Source organism: Streptomyces sp. NPDC057474 (assembly GCF_042802555.1).
GTDB lineage: Bacteria > Actinomycetota > Actinomycetes > Streptomycetales > Streptomycetaceae > Streptomyces.
Genome location: NZ_JBHVDX010000054.1, coordinates 1 through 16,859, shown reverse-complemented (window position 1 = coordinate 16,859; position 16,859 = coordinate 1). Strand labels below are relative to the sequence as shown.

Sequence of the window (16,859 nt, the reverse complement as noted above, 5' to 3'; positions counted from 1 at the left end):
TAGATGGTGGGATTCGCGGGCAACCCCAGCGCTTCCTTCTCTCTCGAGGTCCACCTGCCCGCGAAGAGGCGGACGGGTATACCCATCCCTGCCAATACGTATGCGTTGTGCGACCGGAAAACTTCCCCTCACGGGCTGATTTTTTGTTGATCGAGGGTGAGAAGGTCGCCCCATCGCCCTACCCTTCAGAGGGTGAACCAACTGATGTCCCGAGAGTCCGAGGCCGATCTGCCAGGGGAAGCCGAAGCGTCGCTCCCCGGCACGTTGCCGGAAGCCCTGCGTGCCGAACTCGTCGCGTTCCGCCGCGACCTGCACATGCACCCGGAGCTCGGCAACCAGGAGTTCCGTACGACCGCCGCGATCAAGGCCCGCCTGGAGAAGGCAGGCCTCCGCCCGCGCGTGCTCGACAGCGGAACCGGACTCATCTGTGACATCGGCGACTGGAACGGCACCGACAGCTCCGCGCTCGCCCTGCGCGCCGACATCGACGCCCTCCCCATCCCGGACACCAAGGTGGACTGCGACTACCGCTCCACCGTCCCGGACCGCGCCCACGCCTGCGGCCACGACGTGCACACCACCGTCGTCCTCGGCGCCGGCCTCGTCCTCGCCGACCTGCACCGCAAGGGACAGCTGCCCCGCCCCGTCCGGCTGATCTTCCAGCCCGCCGAGGAGGTCCTGCCCGGCGGCGCCGCCGACGTGATCAAGACGGGCGCGCTCGCCGGCGTCGGCCGGATCATCGCCGTGCACTGCGACCCGCGAGTCGACGCCGGCCTCATCGGGCTCCGCCACGGTCCCATCACCTCGGCCTGCGACCGGCTGGAGCTCTCCCTGGACGGGCCGGGCGGCCACACCGCGCGCCCCCACCTCACCACCGACCTCGTCACCGCCGCCGCCCGGGTCGTCACCGACGTGCCCGCGCTGGTCGCCCGCCGTTTCGACGCCCGCGCCGGGCTCGTCGTGACCTGGGGCCGCATCGAGTCGGGCCACGCGCCGAACGTCATCCCGCAGCACGCCGAGCTCTCCGGCACCGTCCGCTGCCTGGACATCAACGCCTGGCGGCAGGCCCCCGACCTGATCAACGAGGCGGTCCACGAGGTCGCGACCATGCACCGCGCCAAGCCCGAGATCAACTACATCCGGGGCGTCCCGCCGGTGGTCAACGACCCCGTCGTCACCGAACTGCTCCACGACTCGATGGTCGCCCGCCGCGGCGTCAAGTCCGTCGAGGACACCGAGCAGAGCCTCGGCGGCGAGGACTTCTCCTGGTACCTGGAGCACGTCCCCGGCGCCATGGCCCGCCTGGGCGTCCGCCGCCCGGGCGACCTCACCGTCCGCGACCTCCACCAGGGCGACTTCGACGCCGACGAACACGCCATCACCGTAGGCGTCGAACTCTTCACCGCAGCGGCCCTCCTGGACGCCCGCATGCGCGTCCTCGACACGGCCGGCCGGTAACCGACCCTTCTCGGGTTGCGCCCCGCCCACCCTCGCGGCAGCCTGGTGCGCGTGTCCGTACGACCCCCGTACGGAGCGCGCACCTTCACGCTGAAGTCACCCCACGTACACGGAACGCGAGGGACATGAGAGGCACTGTGCCCCACACATCCCTTTCGATCCCCTGGTTCACGAGGACGTAACCGGCCATCGGCACGAATGGATAACGGCCAGTCGAAACCCCGTTCCCAGGAGTGTCTACGCGCGTTAATGTGCGCCGAACTGAGCACCCGGTCGCGGGGCTTTGGAGAAGATGGGGAACTTCAAGATGCGTCGGATTTCCAAACTGACCCGCGTCGCGGTGGGGGTCGCGTCGCTGGCGCTCGCCGCCACCGCCTGTGGTGGTACCAGCAGCGAGAGCGGTAGCAGCGACAGCGAGACCACCAAGGGCGAAAAGGGCCTCGCGATCGCGTACGACATCGGCGGCAAGGGCGACCAGTCCTTCAACGACGCCGCGTACGCGGGCCTGGAGAAGGCTCAGAAGGAGTTCGGGTACCAGACCGAGGACATCGAGCCCACCGAGGGCGAGACGGACGCGGACAAGGAGCAGCGCCTGGCCTCGCTGGCCAAGCAGGGTTACAACCCCGTCATCGGCGTCGGCTTCGCCTACGGTCCCGCCATGGAGGCCGCGGCCAAGCAGTTCCCGGACACCTCCTTCGGTATCGTCGACTCGGTCGTCGAGGGTGACAACGTGGCGTCCCTCGTCTTCGCCGAGCAGGAGGCCTCGTACCTCGCCGGTGTCGCGGCCGCCAAGGCCACCAAGACGAACACCGTGGGCTTCGTGGGCGGTGTGGACATCCCGCTCATCCACAAGTTCGAGGCCGGTTACAAGCAGGGCGTCGAGGACACCAGCGGCGGCAAGGTCAAGGTCATCTCGCAGTACCTGACCCAGACGGCCGAAGAGGGCGGCTTCTCCAGCCCCGACAAGGGCAAGGCCGCCGCCGAGGGCCAGATCGAGAAGAAGGCCGACGTCGTCTACCAGGCCGCCGGCCTCTCCGGCCAGGGTGTCATCGAGGCCGCCGCCAAGGCCAAGGTCTGGGCGATCGGTGTCGACTCCGACCAGTACAACCAGGAGGCTCTCGCCCCCTACAAGGAGTACATCCTCACCTCCGCCCTGAAGGACGTCGGCGGCGCGGTCTACGCCCTCGCCAAGTCCGTCGAGGACGGCAAGCCCCTCACCGGCGTCCAGACCTTCGACCTGAAGGTCGACGGCGTCGGCCTCGCCGACTCCAACCCGAAGATGGCCGAGATCGCCGGCCTCTCCGACGCGGTCGCCAAGGCCAAGAAAGAGATCATCGACGGCACGATCAAGGTGAAGACCGAGTAGGTCCAGATCTGCGATGAGCGCTGACAGCGGGCGGGTGTACACATACACCCGCCCGCTTCACGTTTCCACGCCGGACGACGCCCATGCTGTTCAGGGGCGCGGGGCTGTGTCACTGTGCGGCTCCGCCGCGTGGGCGCGACCAGCCACGATGCACCCGCAGCCGCGACTCGACCCGAACCACCCCCCCCCACCCGCGCCCCACAACCCCCAAGTCACGTTGCAACACGGCCCCATAACAACGTGGCCACCCAGTCTTTCCCGGAGGGTCTACGCGCGTTACTCTGCGGCGAAAGCCACATACGGCGCCGACGCTGTGAAGCACCTACTGAGCAGTACCCCCCGGCGCTAGTACGACAGGAGCACCAACACATGCGCCGGGTTTCCCGCACAGCGGTCGCAGGCGCAGCGACCGCCTCCCTCGCCCTCGTCCTCTCCGCCTGCGGCGGCACCTCGACGGAGGCCTCGTCCTCCGCCGACTCCAAGGGTGACAAGGGCCTCGCCATCGCGTACGACATCGGCGGCAAGGGCGACCAGTCCTTCAACGACGCCGCGTACGCGGGTCTGGAGAAGGCGGAGGAGGAGTTCGGGTACGAGACCCAGGACATCGAGCCCACCGAGGGTGAGACGGACGCGGACAAGGAGCAGCGCCTGGTCTCCCTGGCCAAGCAGGGCTACAACCCGGTCGTCGGCGTCGGCTACGCGTACGCGACGGCTGTGAAGGCCGCCGCCGAGCAGTACCCGGACACCACCTTCGGCATCGTGGACGACTCCACGGTCCAGCTGGACAACGTCGCGGACCTGGTCTTCTCCGAGGAGCAGGCCTCGTACCTCGCCGGTGTCGCGGCGGCCAAGTCCACCAAGACCAACGTCGTCGGCTTCGTGGGCGGCGTGGACATCCCGCTGATCCACAAGTTCCAGGCGGGCTTCGAGCAGGGCGTCAAGGACACCAACCCGAAGGCCACGGTCCTCACCCAGTACCTCACCCAGACGGCCGAGGAGGGTGGCTTCTCCAGCCCGGACAAGGGCAAGGCGGCCGCTGAGGGCCAGATCGAGAAGCGGGCCGACGTCCTCTACGCGGCGGCCGGTCTGTCCGGTCAGGGCGTGATCGAGGCCGCCGAGATCGACCAGATCTGGGCGATCGGTGTCGACTCCGACCAGTACCGGCAGAAAGCCCTCGCGAAGTACAAGGACATCATCCTGACCTCGGCGACGAAGGACGTCGCCAAGGCGGTGTACAACCTGGCGAAGTCGGTCGAGGAGGGCAAGCCCGGGACCGGTATCGTCAGGGGCGATCTGAAGAGCGGCGAGGTCGGCCTCGCCGACTCCAACCCGAAGTTCAAGAGCAACACCGAGCTCCAGGAGGCCATCACCACGGCCAAGGAGAAGATCATCAGCGGCGAGATCAAGGTCAAGACCGGCTGATCCAGGTCGAGGCCGGCCGACCCAGCTACACCATGAGCAGCCGGGCGGCCCCGGGGGAGTTCAGGCAATCCCGAGGTCGCCAGTAACCGCGGGGTTACGTCCGCTCAACGGGGTACGGGGAGTATCGCTCCCTGTACCCCGTTGTCTCGGTGCGTCGCCGCCCGCTTTCGATGCCGTAGGGGCGCTACGCGCGTAGACGACCCCCTTTCCCAGGAGAGTGCGCCATCAACGCGTCCAGCAGCCCTCCGGCCGACGCGGCGGTCAACGAATCGGTGACCGCCGTCGAACTCGCCGGGATCACCAAGCGATTCCCCGGCGTCGTGGCCAACCACGACATCCACCTCACCGTCCGCAAGGGCACCGTCCACGCCCTCGTCGGGGAGAACGGCGCCGGCAAGTCGACCCTGATGAAGATCCTCTACGGCATGCAGAAGCCGGACGAGGGCACCATCGCGGTCGACGGCGAGCAGGTCACCTTCTCATCCCCGGCCGACGCCATCGTGCGCGGCATCGGCATGGTGCACCAGCACTTCATGCTCGCCGACAACCTCACCGTTCTGGAGAACGTGGTTCTCGGCAGCGAGAAGCTGTACGGCATCGGCGCCAAGGCCCGCCGCAAGATCAAGGAGATCTCCGAGCGGTACGGCTTCGGGGTGCGCCCCGACGTCCTGGTCGAGGAGCTGGGTGTCGCCGAGCGCCAGCGCGTGGAGATCCTCAAGGTCCTCTACCGAGGCGCCCGCACCCTGATCCTGGACGAGCCGACCGCCGTGCTCGTGCCGCAGGAGGTCGAGGGGCTCTTCGCCAACCTGCGTGAGCTCAAGACGCAGGGCCTGGCGGTCATCTTCATCTCGCACAAGCTGGGCGAGGTGCTGTCCGTCGCCGACGAGATCACCGTCATCCGGCGCGGTACGACGGTCGGCACGGCCGTCCCCGCCGACACCACCCCGCGCCAGCTCGCCGAACTGATGGTCGGCAGCGAGCTGCCCACCCCGGAGACGGCCGAGTCCACGGTCACCGACCGCCCCGTACTCACCGTGGAGAAGCTCCGCCTGGAGACTGCCGGCGGCAAGGCGCTCCTGGACGACATCACCTTCACCATCCACGCGGGCGAGGTCCTGGGCCTCGCCGGTGTCGAGGGCAACGGCCAGACCGAGCTGGTCGACGCGCTGATCGGCCTGAAGTCCGCCGACTCCGGCACGATCTCGCTTGCCGACGACGAGATCACCACCTGGCACACCCGCAAGCGCCGCGAACAGGGCGTCGGCTACATCCCCGAGGACCGCCACCGGCACGGTCTGCTCCTGGAGGCCTCCCTCTGGGAGAACCGTATCCTCGGCCATGTGACCGAGCGGCCGAACGCCAAGGGCGTCTGGCTCGACCCGAAGGCCGCCCAGGAGGACACGCGCCGGATCGTCGCCGAGTACGACGTCCGCACCCCCGGCATCGACGTCACCGCCGCCTCCCTCTCCGGCGGCAACCAGCAGAAGCTGATCGTCGGCCGCGAGATGAGCCACAAGCCGCGCTTCCTGATCGCCGCCCATCCCACCCGCGGCGTGGACGTCGGCGCGCAGGCCCAGATCTGGGACCAGATCCGCGAGGCCCGCCGCGAGGGCCTGGCCGTGCTGCTGATCTCCGCCGACCTGGACGAGCTGATCGGTCTGTCCGACACCCTCCGGGTGATCTACAACGGCAAGCTGGTCGCCGACGCCGACCCGGCCACCATCACCCCCGAGGAGCTGGGCTCGGCCATGACCGGCGCCGTCACCGGCCACCTCGAACACGAAGAGACCCCCGAGACCCCGAGCAAGGCTCCCGAGTCTCCGGAAGACGAGGCCCGCTGATGAAGAAGTTCGACAGGGAGCGCGTGCTCCTCGCGGTGGCCGGCCCGGTCCTCGCGCTCGCCGTGGCCTTCGCGCTCACCGCGATCGTGCTGCTCGCCTCCGGCAAGAACCCGGTCGAGCCCTTCTCGATCATGTTCGAGCAGGCCACGTTCTCCGACATCCAGGTCCGGATCATCAACCAGGCCACGCTGTACTACATCGCGGCCCTCGCGGTGGCCATCGGCTTCCGGATGAACCTGTTCAACATCGGTGTCGACGGCCAGTACCTGCTCGGCGCGATGATCACCGCGATCGTCGGCGCCCACGTCGACCTGCCCGCGGTCATCCAGATCCCGCTGCTGATGCTCACCGCGATCCTCACCGGCGCCTTCTGGGCCGGCATCGTCGGTGTCCTCAAGGTCACCCGGGGCGTCAGCGAGGTCGTCGCGTCGATCATGCTGAACGCGATCGCGACCTCCGTCATCGGCTACCTCTGGCTGCCGAACGTCTTCGGCGTCAAGGTCGGCAACAACAACACCACCGGTGAGATGGCCGAGTCGGGCTGGGTGCCCGGCATCGACATGGGCAAGGCCGGCGAGATCTACGGCCTGGTCCTCCTCGCCGTCCTGCTCGGCATCGGCTACTGGGTCGTCATCAACCGCACCCGCTTCGGCTTCGACCTGCGCGCCTCCGGCGCCTCGGAGTCGGCCGCCGCGGCCAGCGGTGTCGACCCCAAGCGCATGATCCTCACCGCCATGCTGATCTCCGGCGGTGTCGCGGGCCTCGCGGGCCTGCCGATCCTGCTCGGCGACACCCACACCTACAGCCTGAACTTCCCCACCGGCATCGGCTTCCTCGGTATCGGCATCGCCCTCCTCGGCCGCAACGGCCCCGTCGGCATCGCCTTCGCCGCCCTGCTGTGGGCCTGGCTCGACAAGGCCTCCCCGGAGCTGGACTTCCACGGCTACGACAAGGAGATCGCGGTCATCATGCAGGGCCTGATCGTGCTCTCGGTCGTCGTCTCGTACGAGACCGTGCGCGAGTGGGGTCTGCGCCGGCAACAGCGCCGGGTCGGCGCCGAGCTCGCCGCGGGCCACGTCCTCGGCGCGGACGGCTCCGACAACAACAACGCCAAGAAGGAGGTGGCTGGCCGATGACCACCGCAACCGACGTCAACCAGCCCACGCTGCAGCCGGCCGCCCCGACCGGCCGCAGGCTGTCGCTGCCCGTGCTGCTGCTGGTCATCGCCGGCGTCCTGGCACTCACCTCGATCGTCCGCATCGTCACCGGCGCCGACGGCATCACCAACGTCAGCCAGATGTCCACCGCACTGGAGCTGGCCGTCCCGATCGGCCTGGCCGGTCTCGGCGGTCTGTGGGCCGAGCGCGCGGGCGTCGTCAACATCGGCCTCGAAGGCATGATGATCCTCGGCACCTGGTTCGGCGCCTGGGCCGGTTTCCAGTGGGGCCCGTGGACCGGTGTCCTGGTCGGTATCGCCGGCGGCGCGATCGGCGGTCTGCTGCACGCCTTCGTCACCGTCACCTTCAACGTCAACCACATCGTCTCCGGTGTGGCCATCAACATCCTCGCCCTCGGCGCCACCCGCTACCTCGCCCCCCTCGCCTTCGAGGGCCACCAGGGCGGCTCGGCCAAGCAGTCCCCGCCGGTCGACTCCCTCGGCGACTTCACGGTGCCCGGACTGTCGGACGCGCTCCAGACCCTCAACGAGAAGGGCTGGTTCTTCGTCTCCGACATCGCCGGACTGCTCGGCGGCCTGGTCACCAACGTCTCCTGGCTGACCCTCGTCGCCGTCGCGCTGATCCCCGCCACCTGGTGGATCCTGTGGCGCACCGCCTTCGGTCTGCGCCTGCGCTCCTGCGGTGAGAACCCCGTCGCCGCCGAGTCCCTCGGCGTCAACGTCTACAAGTACAAGTACCTCGCCGTGATCATCTCCGGCGGTCTGGCCGGCCTCGGCGGCGCCTTCCTCTCCATGGTCGCCAACCCCTTCTACCTGGAGGGCCAGACCAGCGGCCGCGGCTACATCGGTCTCGCCGCGATGATCTTCGGCAACTGGATGCCGGGCGGGCTCGCCATCGGCGCCGGCCTCTTCGGCTACACGGACAGCCTCAACCTGCGCGGCGGCTCCGAGAACGTCCACGCCCTGCTGCTCCTCGGCGCCCTTTTGCTGATCATCGGCGCGATCTGGCAGGCCGTCCGCAAGAAGTACGTCCCGGCCGCGATCACCTTCGTGGTCGGCGCCCTGGTCTTCACCTGGTACGCGACCACCAACGAGGTCCCCAACCAGGTCGTCGCCGCCACGCCGTACGTCATCACGCTCATCGTCCTCGCGCTCTCCGCCCAACGGCTGCGGATGCCGAAGGCGGACGGCCTGCCGTACCGGAAGGGACAGGGCAAATGACCGCCGTCGACTGGGCCGGGCTTCGTACGGTGGCCCGGGACGCCATGTCCCGGGCGTACGCCCCGTACTCCGGCTACCCGGTCGGCGTGGCCGCCCTCGTCGACGACGGGCGGATCGTCTCCGGCTGCAACGTCGAGAACGCCTCGTACGGCCTCGGCCTGTGCGCGGAGTGCGGCCTGGTCTCGGAGCTGCAGAACAGTGGCGGCGGGCGTCTCACGCACTTCACCTGCGTGGACGGCAAGGGCGAGGTCCTCGTCCCGTGCGGCCGCTGCCGGCAGCTGCTGTACGAGTTCGGCGGCGCGGACCTTCTGCTGGAAACCCCGGCGGGAATCGTCCCTCTCTCGCAGATGTTGCCCCAGGCCTTCGGCCCGGACCATCTCACCAAGTGACTCCCGTGCGGCCCCTCCTGACGAACGGTCGGAGGGGCCGCACACTTTCCGATCCGTATCTCCTCATCGGATCGCTTTCGGAACCCTCGAAAGGAAGGCCATGACGTTGTTGTCCATGGATGCCATCTCCGTCATCCGCACCAAGCGGGACCGCGGCGAACTCAGCGACGAACAGATCGACTGGGTCATCGACGCCTACACCCGGGGCGAGGTCGCCGACTACCAGATGGCCGCGCTCAACATGGCGATCCTCCTCAACGGCATGGACCGCCGCGAGATCGCCCGCTGGACGGCCGCGATGATCGCCTCCGGCGAGCGCATGGACTTCTCGTCCCTGTCCCGCCCCACCGCCGACAAGCACTCCACGGGCGGCGTCGGCGACAAGATCACCCTCCCCCTCGCCCCGCTGGTGGCGGCCTGCGGCGCGGCCGTCCCCCAGCTCTCGGGCCGGGGCCTCGGCCACACGGGCGGCACCCTCGACAAGCTGGAGTCCATTCCGGGCTGGCGCGCCCTCCTCTCCAACGAGGAGATGCTGAACGTCCTGGACGAGGTGGGCGCGGTCATCTGCGCGGCGGGCGACGGCCTGGCCCCGGCGGACAAGAAGCTCTACGCGCTGCGGGACGTGACGGGAACGGTGGAAGCGATCCCGCTGATCGCCTCCTCGATCATGTCGAAGAAGATCGCCGAGGGCACGGGTTCCCTGGTCCTGGACGTGAAGGTGGGCAGCGGAGCCTTCATGAAGACCATCGAGGACGCGAGGGAACTGGCGTCGACGATGGTGGGCCTCGGGACCGACCACGGCGTCAGGACGGTGGCCCTCCTGACGGACATGGCGACCCCCCTGGGCCTGACGGCGGGCAACGCTCTGGAGGTCCGTGAGTCGGTCGAGGTCCTGGCGGGCGGCGGCCCGGCGGACGTCGTCGAGCTGACCATCGCCCTGGCCCGCGAGATGCTCGACGCGGCCGGCGTGAAGGACGCCGACCCGGCGAAGGCGCTGGCCGACGGCTCGGCGATGGACGCCTGGCGCCGCATGATCGCCGCCCAGGGCGGCGACCCGGACGCCGAACTGCCGACCTCGCGCGAGCAGCACGTGGTGAAGGCGAGCGCCTCCGGTGTCCTGACCCGCCTCGACGCGTACGACATCGGTATCGGCGCCTGGCGCCTCGGCGCCGGCCGCGCCCGCAAGGAGGACCCGGTCCAGGCAGCCGCGGGCGTCGAGATGCACGCCAAGCCCGGCGACACGGTGACCGAGGGCCAGCCCCTCCTCACCCTCCACACGGACACCCCGGAGCGCTTCGAGTACGCCCTGCGGGCCGTGGAGGGGTCCTACGACATCGCGGCCCCGGGCACGGCGTTCACCCCGACCCCGATCGTGCTGGACCGGATCGCCTGAGGCAGGCCTGTCCGGACGAATCCGGGCAGCTCACGGCGGGTGCGGTCGCCTCCGCGATGAATTCCGGGACGCTGCCCGGTCTACAGATCGTGGACGCGACGACACCCGCCGTACTCGTGCTGCCAGGCCCCGTCACCCGGGACGAGGTGCCTCGGCTCTGTGCCGAGGTACGAGCGCGGCTCGAGGGGACCGGGGGCGGTGTGCTGGTGTGCGATGTCGCCGGGATCGGACCGCCGGGCCTCGGCACCGTCGACGCACTGGCCCGGATGCAGCTCGCGGCGAAACGCGCCGGGGGCCGGATACGGCTGCGGGATCCCGACCCGGCGCTGTGCGCGCTACTGCACCTGGTCGGGCTTGCCTTCGATGTGGAGGGGCAGGTCGAAGAGGGGGAACCAGCGGGCGGTGTCGAGGAAGCAGTGGAATCCGGCGATCCGGCCATCTGAGATCTCCAGCACCTGCACGGCCCAGGCGCTGAAACCGCCCTTCTCCGGGTCCGGCTTGTACTGCGCGAAGCCCGGCAGTCCGTTCACCGCGACCGGCACGAGGTGCGACCCGGCACAGGGCGCGCCGAGCGTGGTCATGAACCCGGTGATGTCGCTCGTGCCGGTCAGCCACAGGTCGAACGGCGGCATCGTCATGACCGCGTCCTCGTGCAGCAGGGCTGTCAGCGCCGCCATGTCGTACCCCTCGAAGGCGGCCACATAGCGATCGAGGAGCTTCTGCTGCTCCTCGTCCAGCGGGTCGGAGACATTGGCCGCCCCGACCTGCCCGTCGTCCTCGGCGAGGGTCGCGCGGGCCCGCTGCAGGGCGCTGTTCACCGAGGCGACGGACGTATCGAGCAGTTCGGCGACCTCGCTGGCCTTCCACGCCAGCACCTCACGCAGAATGAGCACGGCACGCTGCTTCGACGGCAGCTTCTGCAGCGCCGCGACGAACGCCAGCCGCACGGACTCCTTGGCCACGGCGGCCTCCGCCGGATCGTCGGTCGTCGGCAGCACCCGGGCGTCCGGCACCGGCTCCAGCCAGGTGTTGTCGGGGCGGGGGGCGAGGGCGGCCTGGGCGAGGGGCGTCGAATCGGTGAGATCCATGGGCCGGGCCCGCTTGTTCCCCGCGGTCAGCATGTCGAGACAGACATTCGTGGCGATCCGATAGAGCCACGACCGCAGCGAGGACCGACCCTCGAACTTCTCATAACTCCGCCAGGCCCGGATCATCGTGTCCTGCACGGCGTCCTCCGCCTCGAAGGACGAGCCCAGCATTCGATAGCAGTACCCGGTCAGCTCGACCCGGTGCTTCTCCAACCGGACGTCGAGCTCCGCGGTCACCGTCGCCGTACCGTCACTCATGGCCAACCCACCCCTGTGGCGTACCTGTGCGTACCAACACTCCGGAAGCTACCGCAGCCCACTGACAATGGCCTGGTGAAGGAAGGAAAGGGCAGGTCAGGGGGCTTGTGTGTCGTCTGCGGGTGGGTGGGGGCGGGGAACTGCGCGAGCAACTACGACGAACCGCGCTCGGGGGTGGAGGCGGCGGGGGTCGAAAAGAACTCAGTGAACCGGCACCGGCCCACGTCGAGCCGCATGCGACCCCACCACGGTGACCCCCACAACCCCCAGCACAGCCAACAGCCCCAGTGAAACGGTCCCGCCCCAACCCCCCGCATGGAAGGCCACCGCCCCGAGCGTGCTCCCCGCACTGGACCCCACGTAATAAGCCGACTGATACAGCGCGGACGCCTGCGCCCGCCCCTCCTTCGCCGTGTGACTCACCGACGACGAAGCCACCGCATGCCCAGCGAAGAACCCGGCAGTGATGAGCACCAGCCCCAGCAGCACCAGCACCAGCGAGTCGGACAGCGACACCACCAGCCCGGCGGTCGTCGTACCGCCCGCGAGATACAGCGCACCCCGCCGACCGAGCCGCCCCACCAGCTTCCCGGCGGTGGACGCCGACACCGTACCCACCAGGTACACGAGGAAGATCGACCCGATGACCCCCTGCGGAAGGGAGAAGGGCGCGTCGGTCAGCCGATAGCCGATGACCGTGTAGACACCACCGAAGACCGTCATGAACAGCGCACCGATCGCGTACAGCCGGCACAACAGCGGATTCCTGAGATGCGCCCGCACCGTACGACCCAGCACCCGAGGCCGCAGCGACCCCGCCACGAAGTGCTTCGGCGCCGGCAGCAGCAGCCGGAAGGCCACCGCGCACCCCACGGCGATCACCCCGAGGGCCCCCAGCGCGACCCGCCAGCCCCATTCCTGAGCGACCCACCCGGTGACGACCCGCCCGCTCATGCCGCCGACGCTGTTGCCGGCGACGAAGAGCCCGATCGCGGTGATGAGGGCCTTGGGACGGACCTCCTCGGCGAGGTAGGCGGTCGCCGAGGCCGGCACACCGGCCAGCGCGGCGCCCTGCACGGCCCGCAGCACCACCAGCGCCCCCAGCGAGGGCGCGAAGGGGATCAGCAGCCCGACCGTCACCGCGACCGCCATCGACGCCGTCATCAACGTACGCCGCCCGAACCGCTCCGACAGCGCGCTCATCGGCAGCACGAACAGCGCCAGCGCCCCGGTCGCCGCCGACACCGTCCAGCTCGCCGCACTCGCCGTACTACCGAAGCCGTCCGAGATCAGCGGCAGCAGAGCCTGCGTGGAGTACAGGAGGGCGAAGGTCGCCACACCCGCGAGGAACAGCGCCAGACTCATCCGGCGGTAGCCGGGCCCACCGGGGGCCACTCGGGAGTCGGCGGCGGGCGAACGGTCGGACGTGGCTGATACGGCGCCCACGGTGGTGGACGCCTCGGTACTGGCGGAAGGCATGCCTCGAAACTACGTATGCCGCCACTCATCCGTCCAATGCATGGAACCCCCATAATCGTTCCCGTGATGCATGAGCAGAGGTCAGGGCGGCACCTGTCACAGTCCAGTGACACAAATCAAATCGATGGCCATGCCAACGATGACCCGGAGGCCATCGAGGACATCGTCCTGCGCCTGGCCCCGCGCCTCGCCTACTTCGCTGGAGTCGCCCGCACCGAGCACGTCACCCGGGCCGCGCAGGAGATGCAGGTCCCGCAGTCGACGCTGTCGCGGGCGATGGTCCGGCTGGAACAGGACCTGGGCGTCGACCTGTTCGCACGCCGGGGGCGCACGGTGTCCCTCACCCACGCCGGACGCACCTTCCACGCCTCCGTCGAACGCGCCCTCGCCGAGATCGAGCGTGCCGCCGACGAGGTCCGCGCCGACGCCGACCCCGCCACCGGCAAGGTCGCCTTCGGCTTCCTGCACACCATGGGTGCCGAGACCGTCCCCGGCCTCCTCCAGGCCTTCCGTGCCGAGCACCCCCGCGTCCGCTTCAGCCTGGTCCAGAACTACGGCGAGGCCATGCTCGAACGCCTGCGAGCCGGCGACCTCGACCTCTGCCTCACGTCGCCCGTCCCGGACGCCCCCGACCTGGTGGCCCGCCGCCTCGACGAACAGAAACTCCGCCTCGTCGTCCCCGCCGACCACCGACTCGCCGCCCGCAAACGCGTCCGCCTCGCCGAGGCCGCCGACGAAACCTTCGTCACCCTCGAACCCGGCTACGGCATGCGCCGCATCACCGACGACCTCTGCAAAGAGGCCGGCTTCAAACCCCGCATCGCCTTCGAGGGAGAGGAGACGGAAACCCTACGGGGCCTGGTGGCGGCGGGCCTGGGCGTAGCCCTCCTCCCACCCCCGGCCGTCCCGAGACCAGGAGTGGTCGAACTGACGGTCACGTCCCCGAGAGCCGCCAGAGAAATCGGCGTGGCCTGGCTCGACGGCCACCCGGACACACCCCCGGTGGCGGCCTTCAAGAAGTTCCTGCTGTCGAGAAGGGGCCGCCTCCTCCACGACTGACGCAGGCACGGTTCCCGCCGCTTTCAGGGGCGCGGGACCGTATCGATATGCGGCTCCGCCGCGTGGGCGCGACCAGCCGCAAACGCCCCGCAGCCGCGAGACGCCGTCAACCACCCTGATGCGAGCGTTGCCGGCCGAAGCCGGAGGCGAGCGGCATACGCAACCCCAACGGCGGCGGAGCGGCGAGCGCATCCTCCACAGGCCGCGCGAAAGCCCTCCCGAACAACGCCCCCATCACGAAATCCGAAGCCAACGCATGCACCTCGTCCCGGTACTGCGTCAACCCATGCCGATCCGCATGCACCTCGAACCGACAGATGTCAGGGTTCGTCTTCTTCGCCCGCGCGGCGAACCGGAACGACAACTCGGGATCCACCCGCTCGTCATTCGTCCCGTGCACGATCAGCACCCGCCGCCCCGCCAACTGCTTCACCGGTTCGGGCGGCGCGGCCACATCCTCCTCGGGCAGCCAAGGAGCGATGGCCAGCACGGAGTTGACGGCCTCGTGCCCACCCGCGTGCAGCGCGGCCCGCGCCCCCATGTGGAGCCCGGCAAGACACACCGGCACGTCTCCATAGCGCCGCACCACCTCGTCCGCGGCCCACTCGGCGTCCCGCGCGAGCCGCGCCTCCGTGCCGTTCCAGCCCCGGTAGCGGTAGTGGACGACATGCGCCGCCAGCCCCTCCGTACGGCCCGCGCGGGCGAGCCGTCGGCCGAGGGCACGCACGGAGGCCGTCGCCATCATGGGGGAGGGTCTGCGGGTGGATGCCTCGTCACCGGCCGGGAGGAGCAGAACGACTCCGCTGACCGTGCTCGGCTCCGGGCCGATCGTCCGCCCAATTCGGGGCGTACGAACCGGCATTGCTTGCTGCGCCATGACAGAACAGTGTCAGAAGACATGGTGTACGCCACCCGTCCTGTGGGTCACCTTTGGGTATCGACAGGACCGCCCGACAGGCGCTCTACGCGCGTAGGCGATATCGTGCGAAAATGACGAACCAGACCGACCCGACCGGTAACACCCCGGATTCGGACCAGATCCGCCGGGCGCCCAAGGTTCTGCTGCACGACCACCTCGACGGCGGGCTCCGCCCCGGCACGATCGTCGAGCTCGCCCACGCCTCGGGCTACACCCCCCACCTCCCGGAAACGGACCCCGACCGGCTCGGCGTCTGGTTCCGCGAGGCCGCCGACTCCGGCTCGCTGGAGCGGTACTTGGAGACCTTCTCCCACACCGTCGGCGTCATGCAGACCCGCGACGCGCTGTTCCGCGTCGCCGCCGAGTGCGCCGAGGACCTCGCGGTCGACGGCGTCGTCTACGCCGAGGTCCGCTACGCCCCCGAACAGCACCTCGAAGGCGGGCTCAGCCTCGAAGAGGTCGTCGAGGCCGTCAACGAGGGCTTCCGGGAGGGCGAGCGGCGGGCCAGGGCGGACGGCAACCGCATCCGCGTCGGCGCCCTGCTCACCGCCATGCGGCACGCGGCCCGCGCCCTGGAGATCGCCGAACTCGCCAACCGCTACCGCGACCTCGGCGTCGTCGGATTCGACATCGCCGGCGCCGAGGCCGGATTCCCGCCCACCCGGCACCTCGACGCCTTCGAGTACCTCAAGCGCGAGAACAACCACTTCACCATCCACGCCGGGGAAGCCTTCGGGCTTCCCTCCATCTGGCAGGCGTTGCAGTGGTGCGGCGCCGACCGGCTCGGCCACGGCGTCCGCATCATCGACGACATCCAGGTCCACGAGGACGGCTCCGTGAAGCTGGGCCGCCTCGCCTCCTACGTCCGCGACAAGCGCATCCCGCTGGAAATGTGCCCCAGCTCCAACCTCCAGACCGGCGCCGCCCGTTCGTACGCCGAGCACCCCATCGGTCTGCTGCGGCGACTGCACTTCCGGGCCACCGTGAACACCGACAATCGGCTGATGTCCCACACGAGCATGAGCCGCGAATTCGAGCATCTTGTCGAGGCATTCGGCTACACGCTCGACGACATGCAGTGGTTCTCGGTCAATGCTATGAAGTCAGCATTCATTCCTTTCGATGAACGACTGGCCATGATCAATGACGTGATCAAGCCCGGATACGCCGAGTTGAAATCCGAGTGGCTGTTCCGGCAAACGGCTTCCACCAGCGGTTCTGTCGACGAACAGAGCTGAACGGCGACTTCGGGAAGCGGTCACGCGGACGGCGACGCGGCCGCTTTTCGGTGTTTGCCTCCGGCGGGACTTTGGTGTTTACGTTTCGGCACCGCTCACCACCCGTCAAACGCATTCCAAGGACGCATTCAACATGAAGCAGTCTGCTGCCAAGACCCTCGGTGTCGCCGTCGTCGGTGCCGCCATCGCCGCTGCGGGCGCGGGCGCCGCGAACGCCGCCCCGAGCGTCCCCGACGCCTCCCAGGCCCTGGGCGCCGCCACCCAGGCGCTGCCCGTGGAGAACGTCACGAAGACGCTGCCGGGCACCGCCGGTGGCCTCACCCAGGGTCAGCGCGCGCTCGGCGCCGGTCTGGAAACCGCACAGCCCGCCGTTGCGGGCGCCGAGGGCCCCACCGCCCCCGTCGCCAAACTGCTCGGCGGCCTCCCCGTCGGCAAGACCCTCCCCACCAAGGGCCTCGGCACCAACGGCCTGCCCCTCGGCGGCTGAGGCTTTCCCTCTACGGCGTCTTCGGTACGCCGCGTCCCATACGGCGGTGGGGCGCCCCCGGTAC

The 16,859-nt window shown here is 69.4% G+C and carries 15 protein-coding genes; 12 read left to right on the top strand and 3 right to left on the bottom strand.

Annotated elements, in window-relative coordinates:
- Nucleotides 1-204: 204 nt before the first annotated feature.
- The 9 genes from ACFU53_RS17815 to ACFU53_RS17775 all read left to right on the top strand — a co-directional run bounded on the left by ACFU53_RS17815 (nt 205) and on the right by ACFU53_RS17775 (nt 10,710).
- On the top strand, nt 205-1,458 hold the full coding sequence (locus ACFU53_RS17815) for an amidohydrolase (protein WP_383992620.1): 1,254 nt from the start codon (nt 205-207) through the stop codon (nt 1,456-1,458).
- A gap of 307 nt (nt 1,459-1,765) precedes the next feature.
- Nucleotides 1,766-2,824, top strand: a complete 1,059-nt coding sequence (locus ACFU53_RS17810; protein ID WP_383992617.1) for a BMP family protein — start codon at nt 1,766-1,768, stop codon at nt 2,822-2,824.
- 369 nt (nt 2,825-3,193) lie between these two features.
- The gene (locus ACFU53_RS17805; protein ID WP_383992614.1) at nt 3,194-4,246 is read left to right on the top strand and encodes a BMP family protein; all 1,053 of its coding nucleotides are present in this window, start codon (nt 3,194-3,196) and stop codon (nt 4,244-4,246) included.
- 272 nt (nt 4,247-4,518) lie between these two features.
- On the top strand, nt 4,519-6,087 hold the full coding sequence (locus tag ACFU53_RS17800; RefSeq protein ID WP_383992611.1) for an ABC transporter ATP-binding protein: 1,569 nt from the start codon (nt 4,519-4,521) through the stop codon (nt 6,085-6,087).
- Complete coding sequence (locus tag ACFU53_RS17795; RefSeq protein WP_383992609.1) at nt 6,087-7,223, top strand: ABC transporter permease; 1,137 nt, start codon at nt 6,087-6,089, stop codon at nt 7,221-7,223. The genes ACFU53_RS17800 and ACFU53_RS17795 overlap by 1 nt, the downstream gene beginning before the upstream one ends.
- A complete protein-coding gene (locus ACFU53_RS17790) occupies nt 7,220-8,485 on the top strand; it encodes an ABC transporter permease (RefSeq protein WP_383992607.1) in 1,266 nt (421 codons plus the stop codon). Before ACFU53_RS17795 ends, ACFU53_RS17790 begins: the two co-directional genes overlap by 4 nt.
- The gene (locus ACFU53_RS17785; protein WP_383992604.1) at nt 8,482-8,874 is read left to right on the top strand and encodes a cytidine deaminase; all 393 of its coding nucleotides are present in this window, start codon (nt 8,482-8,484) and stop codon (nt 8,872-8,874) included. Before ACFU53_RS17790 ends, ACFU53_RS17785 begins: the two co-directional genes overlap by 4 nt.
- 109 nt (nt 8,875-8,983) lie before the next feature.
- Nucleotides 8,984-10,267, top strand: coding sequence for a thymidine phosphorylase (locus ACFU53_RS17780; RefSeq protein ID WP_383992687.1), 1,284 nt, complete (start codon nt 8,984-8,986; stop codon nt 10,265-10,267).
- A 56-nt stretch (nt 10,268-10,323) separates the two neighbouring features.
- Nucleotides 10,324-10,710: an STAS domain-containing protein gene (locus ACFU53_RS17775; protein ID WP_383992601.1), complete on the top strand. Its 387-nt coding sequence runs from the start codon at nt 10,324-10,326 to the stop codon at nt 10,708-10,710.
- Here ACFU53_RS17775 and ACFU53_RS17770 read toward each other — a convergent pair.
- A complete protein-coding gene (locus ACFU53_RS17770) occupies nt 10,603-11,613 on the bottom strand; it encodes a sigma-70 family RNA polymerase sigma factor (protein WP_383992598.1) in 1,011 nt (336 codons plus the stop codon). The two genes, ACFU53_RS17775 and ACFU53_RS17770, sit on opposite strands and share 108 nt — an antisense overlap.
- A 201-nt stretch (nt 11,614-11,814) precedes the next feature.
- Nucleotides 11,815-13,092, bottom strand: coding sequence for an MFS transporter (locus tag ACFU53_RS17765; protein WP_383992595.1), 1,278 nt, complete (start codon nt 13,090-13,092; stop codon nt 11,815-11,817).
- A 66-nt stretch (nt 13,093-13,158) separates the two neighbouring features.
- Here ACFU53_RS17765 and ACFU53_RS17760 point away from each other — a divergent pair, with 66 nt between their 5' ends.
- Nucleotides 13,159-14,151 (top strand): LysR substrate-binding domain-containing protein, encoded by a 993-nt coding sequence (locus ACFU53_RS17760; protein ID WP_383992684.1) that lies wholly within the window; start codon nt 13,159-13,161, stop codon nt 14,149-14,151.
- A 106-nt stretch (nt 14,152-14,257) separates the two neighbouring features.
- On the opposite strand, the gene ACFU53_RS17755 is transcribed toward ACFU53_RS17760, so the two are convergent.
- Nucleotides 14,258-15,028: a prolyl oligopeptidase family serine peptidase gene (locus ACFU53_RS17755; RefSeq protein ID WP_383992593.1), complete on the bottom strand. Its 771-nt coding sequence runs from the start codon at nt 15,026-15,028 to the stop codon at nt 14,258-14,260.
- A gap of 113 nt (nt 15,029-15,141) precedes the next feature.
- Between ACFU53_RS17755 and ACFU53_RS17750 the strand changes: the two genes are divergently transcribed.
- Both ACFU53_RS17750 and ACFU53_RS17745 read left to right on the top strand, forming a co-directional pair.
- A complete protein-coding gene (locus tag ACFU53_RS17750; RefSeq protein ID WP_383992590.1) occupies nt 15,142-16,308 on the top strand; it encodes an adenosine deaminase in 1,167 nt (388 codons plus the stop codon).
- A 133-nt stretch (nt 16,309-16,441) separates the two neighbouring features.
- The gene (locus tag ACFU53_RS17745) at nt 16,442-16,795 is read left to right on the top strand and encodes an ATP-binding protein (RefSeq protein ID WP_383992587.1); all 354 of its coding nucleotides are present in this window, start codon (nt 16,442-16,444) and stop codon (nt 16,793-16,795) included.
- The last annotated feature ends 64 nt before the right edge of the window (nt 16,796-16,859 follow it).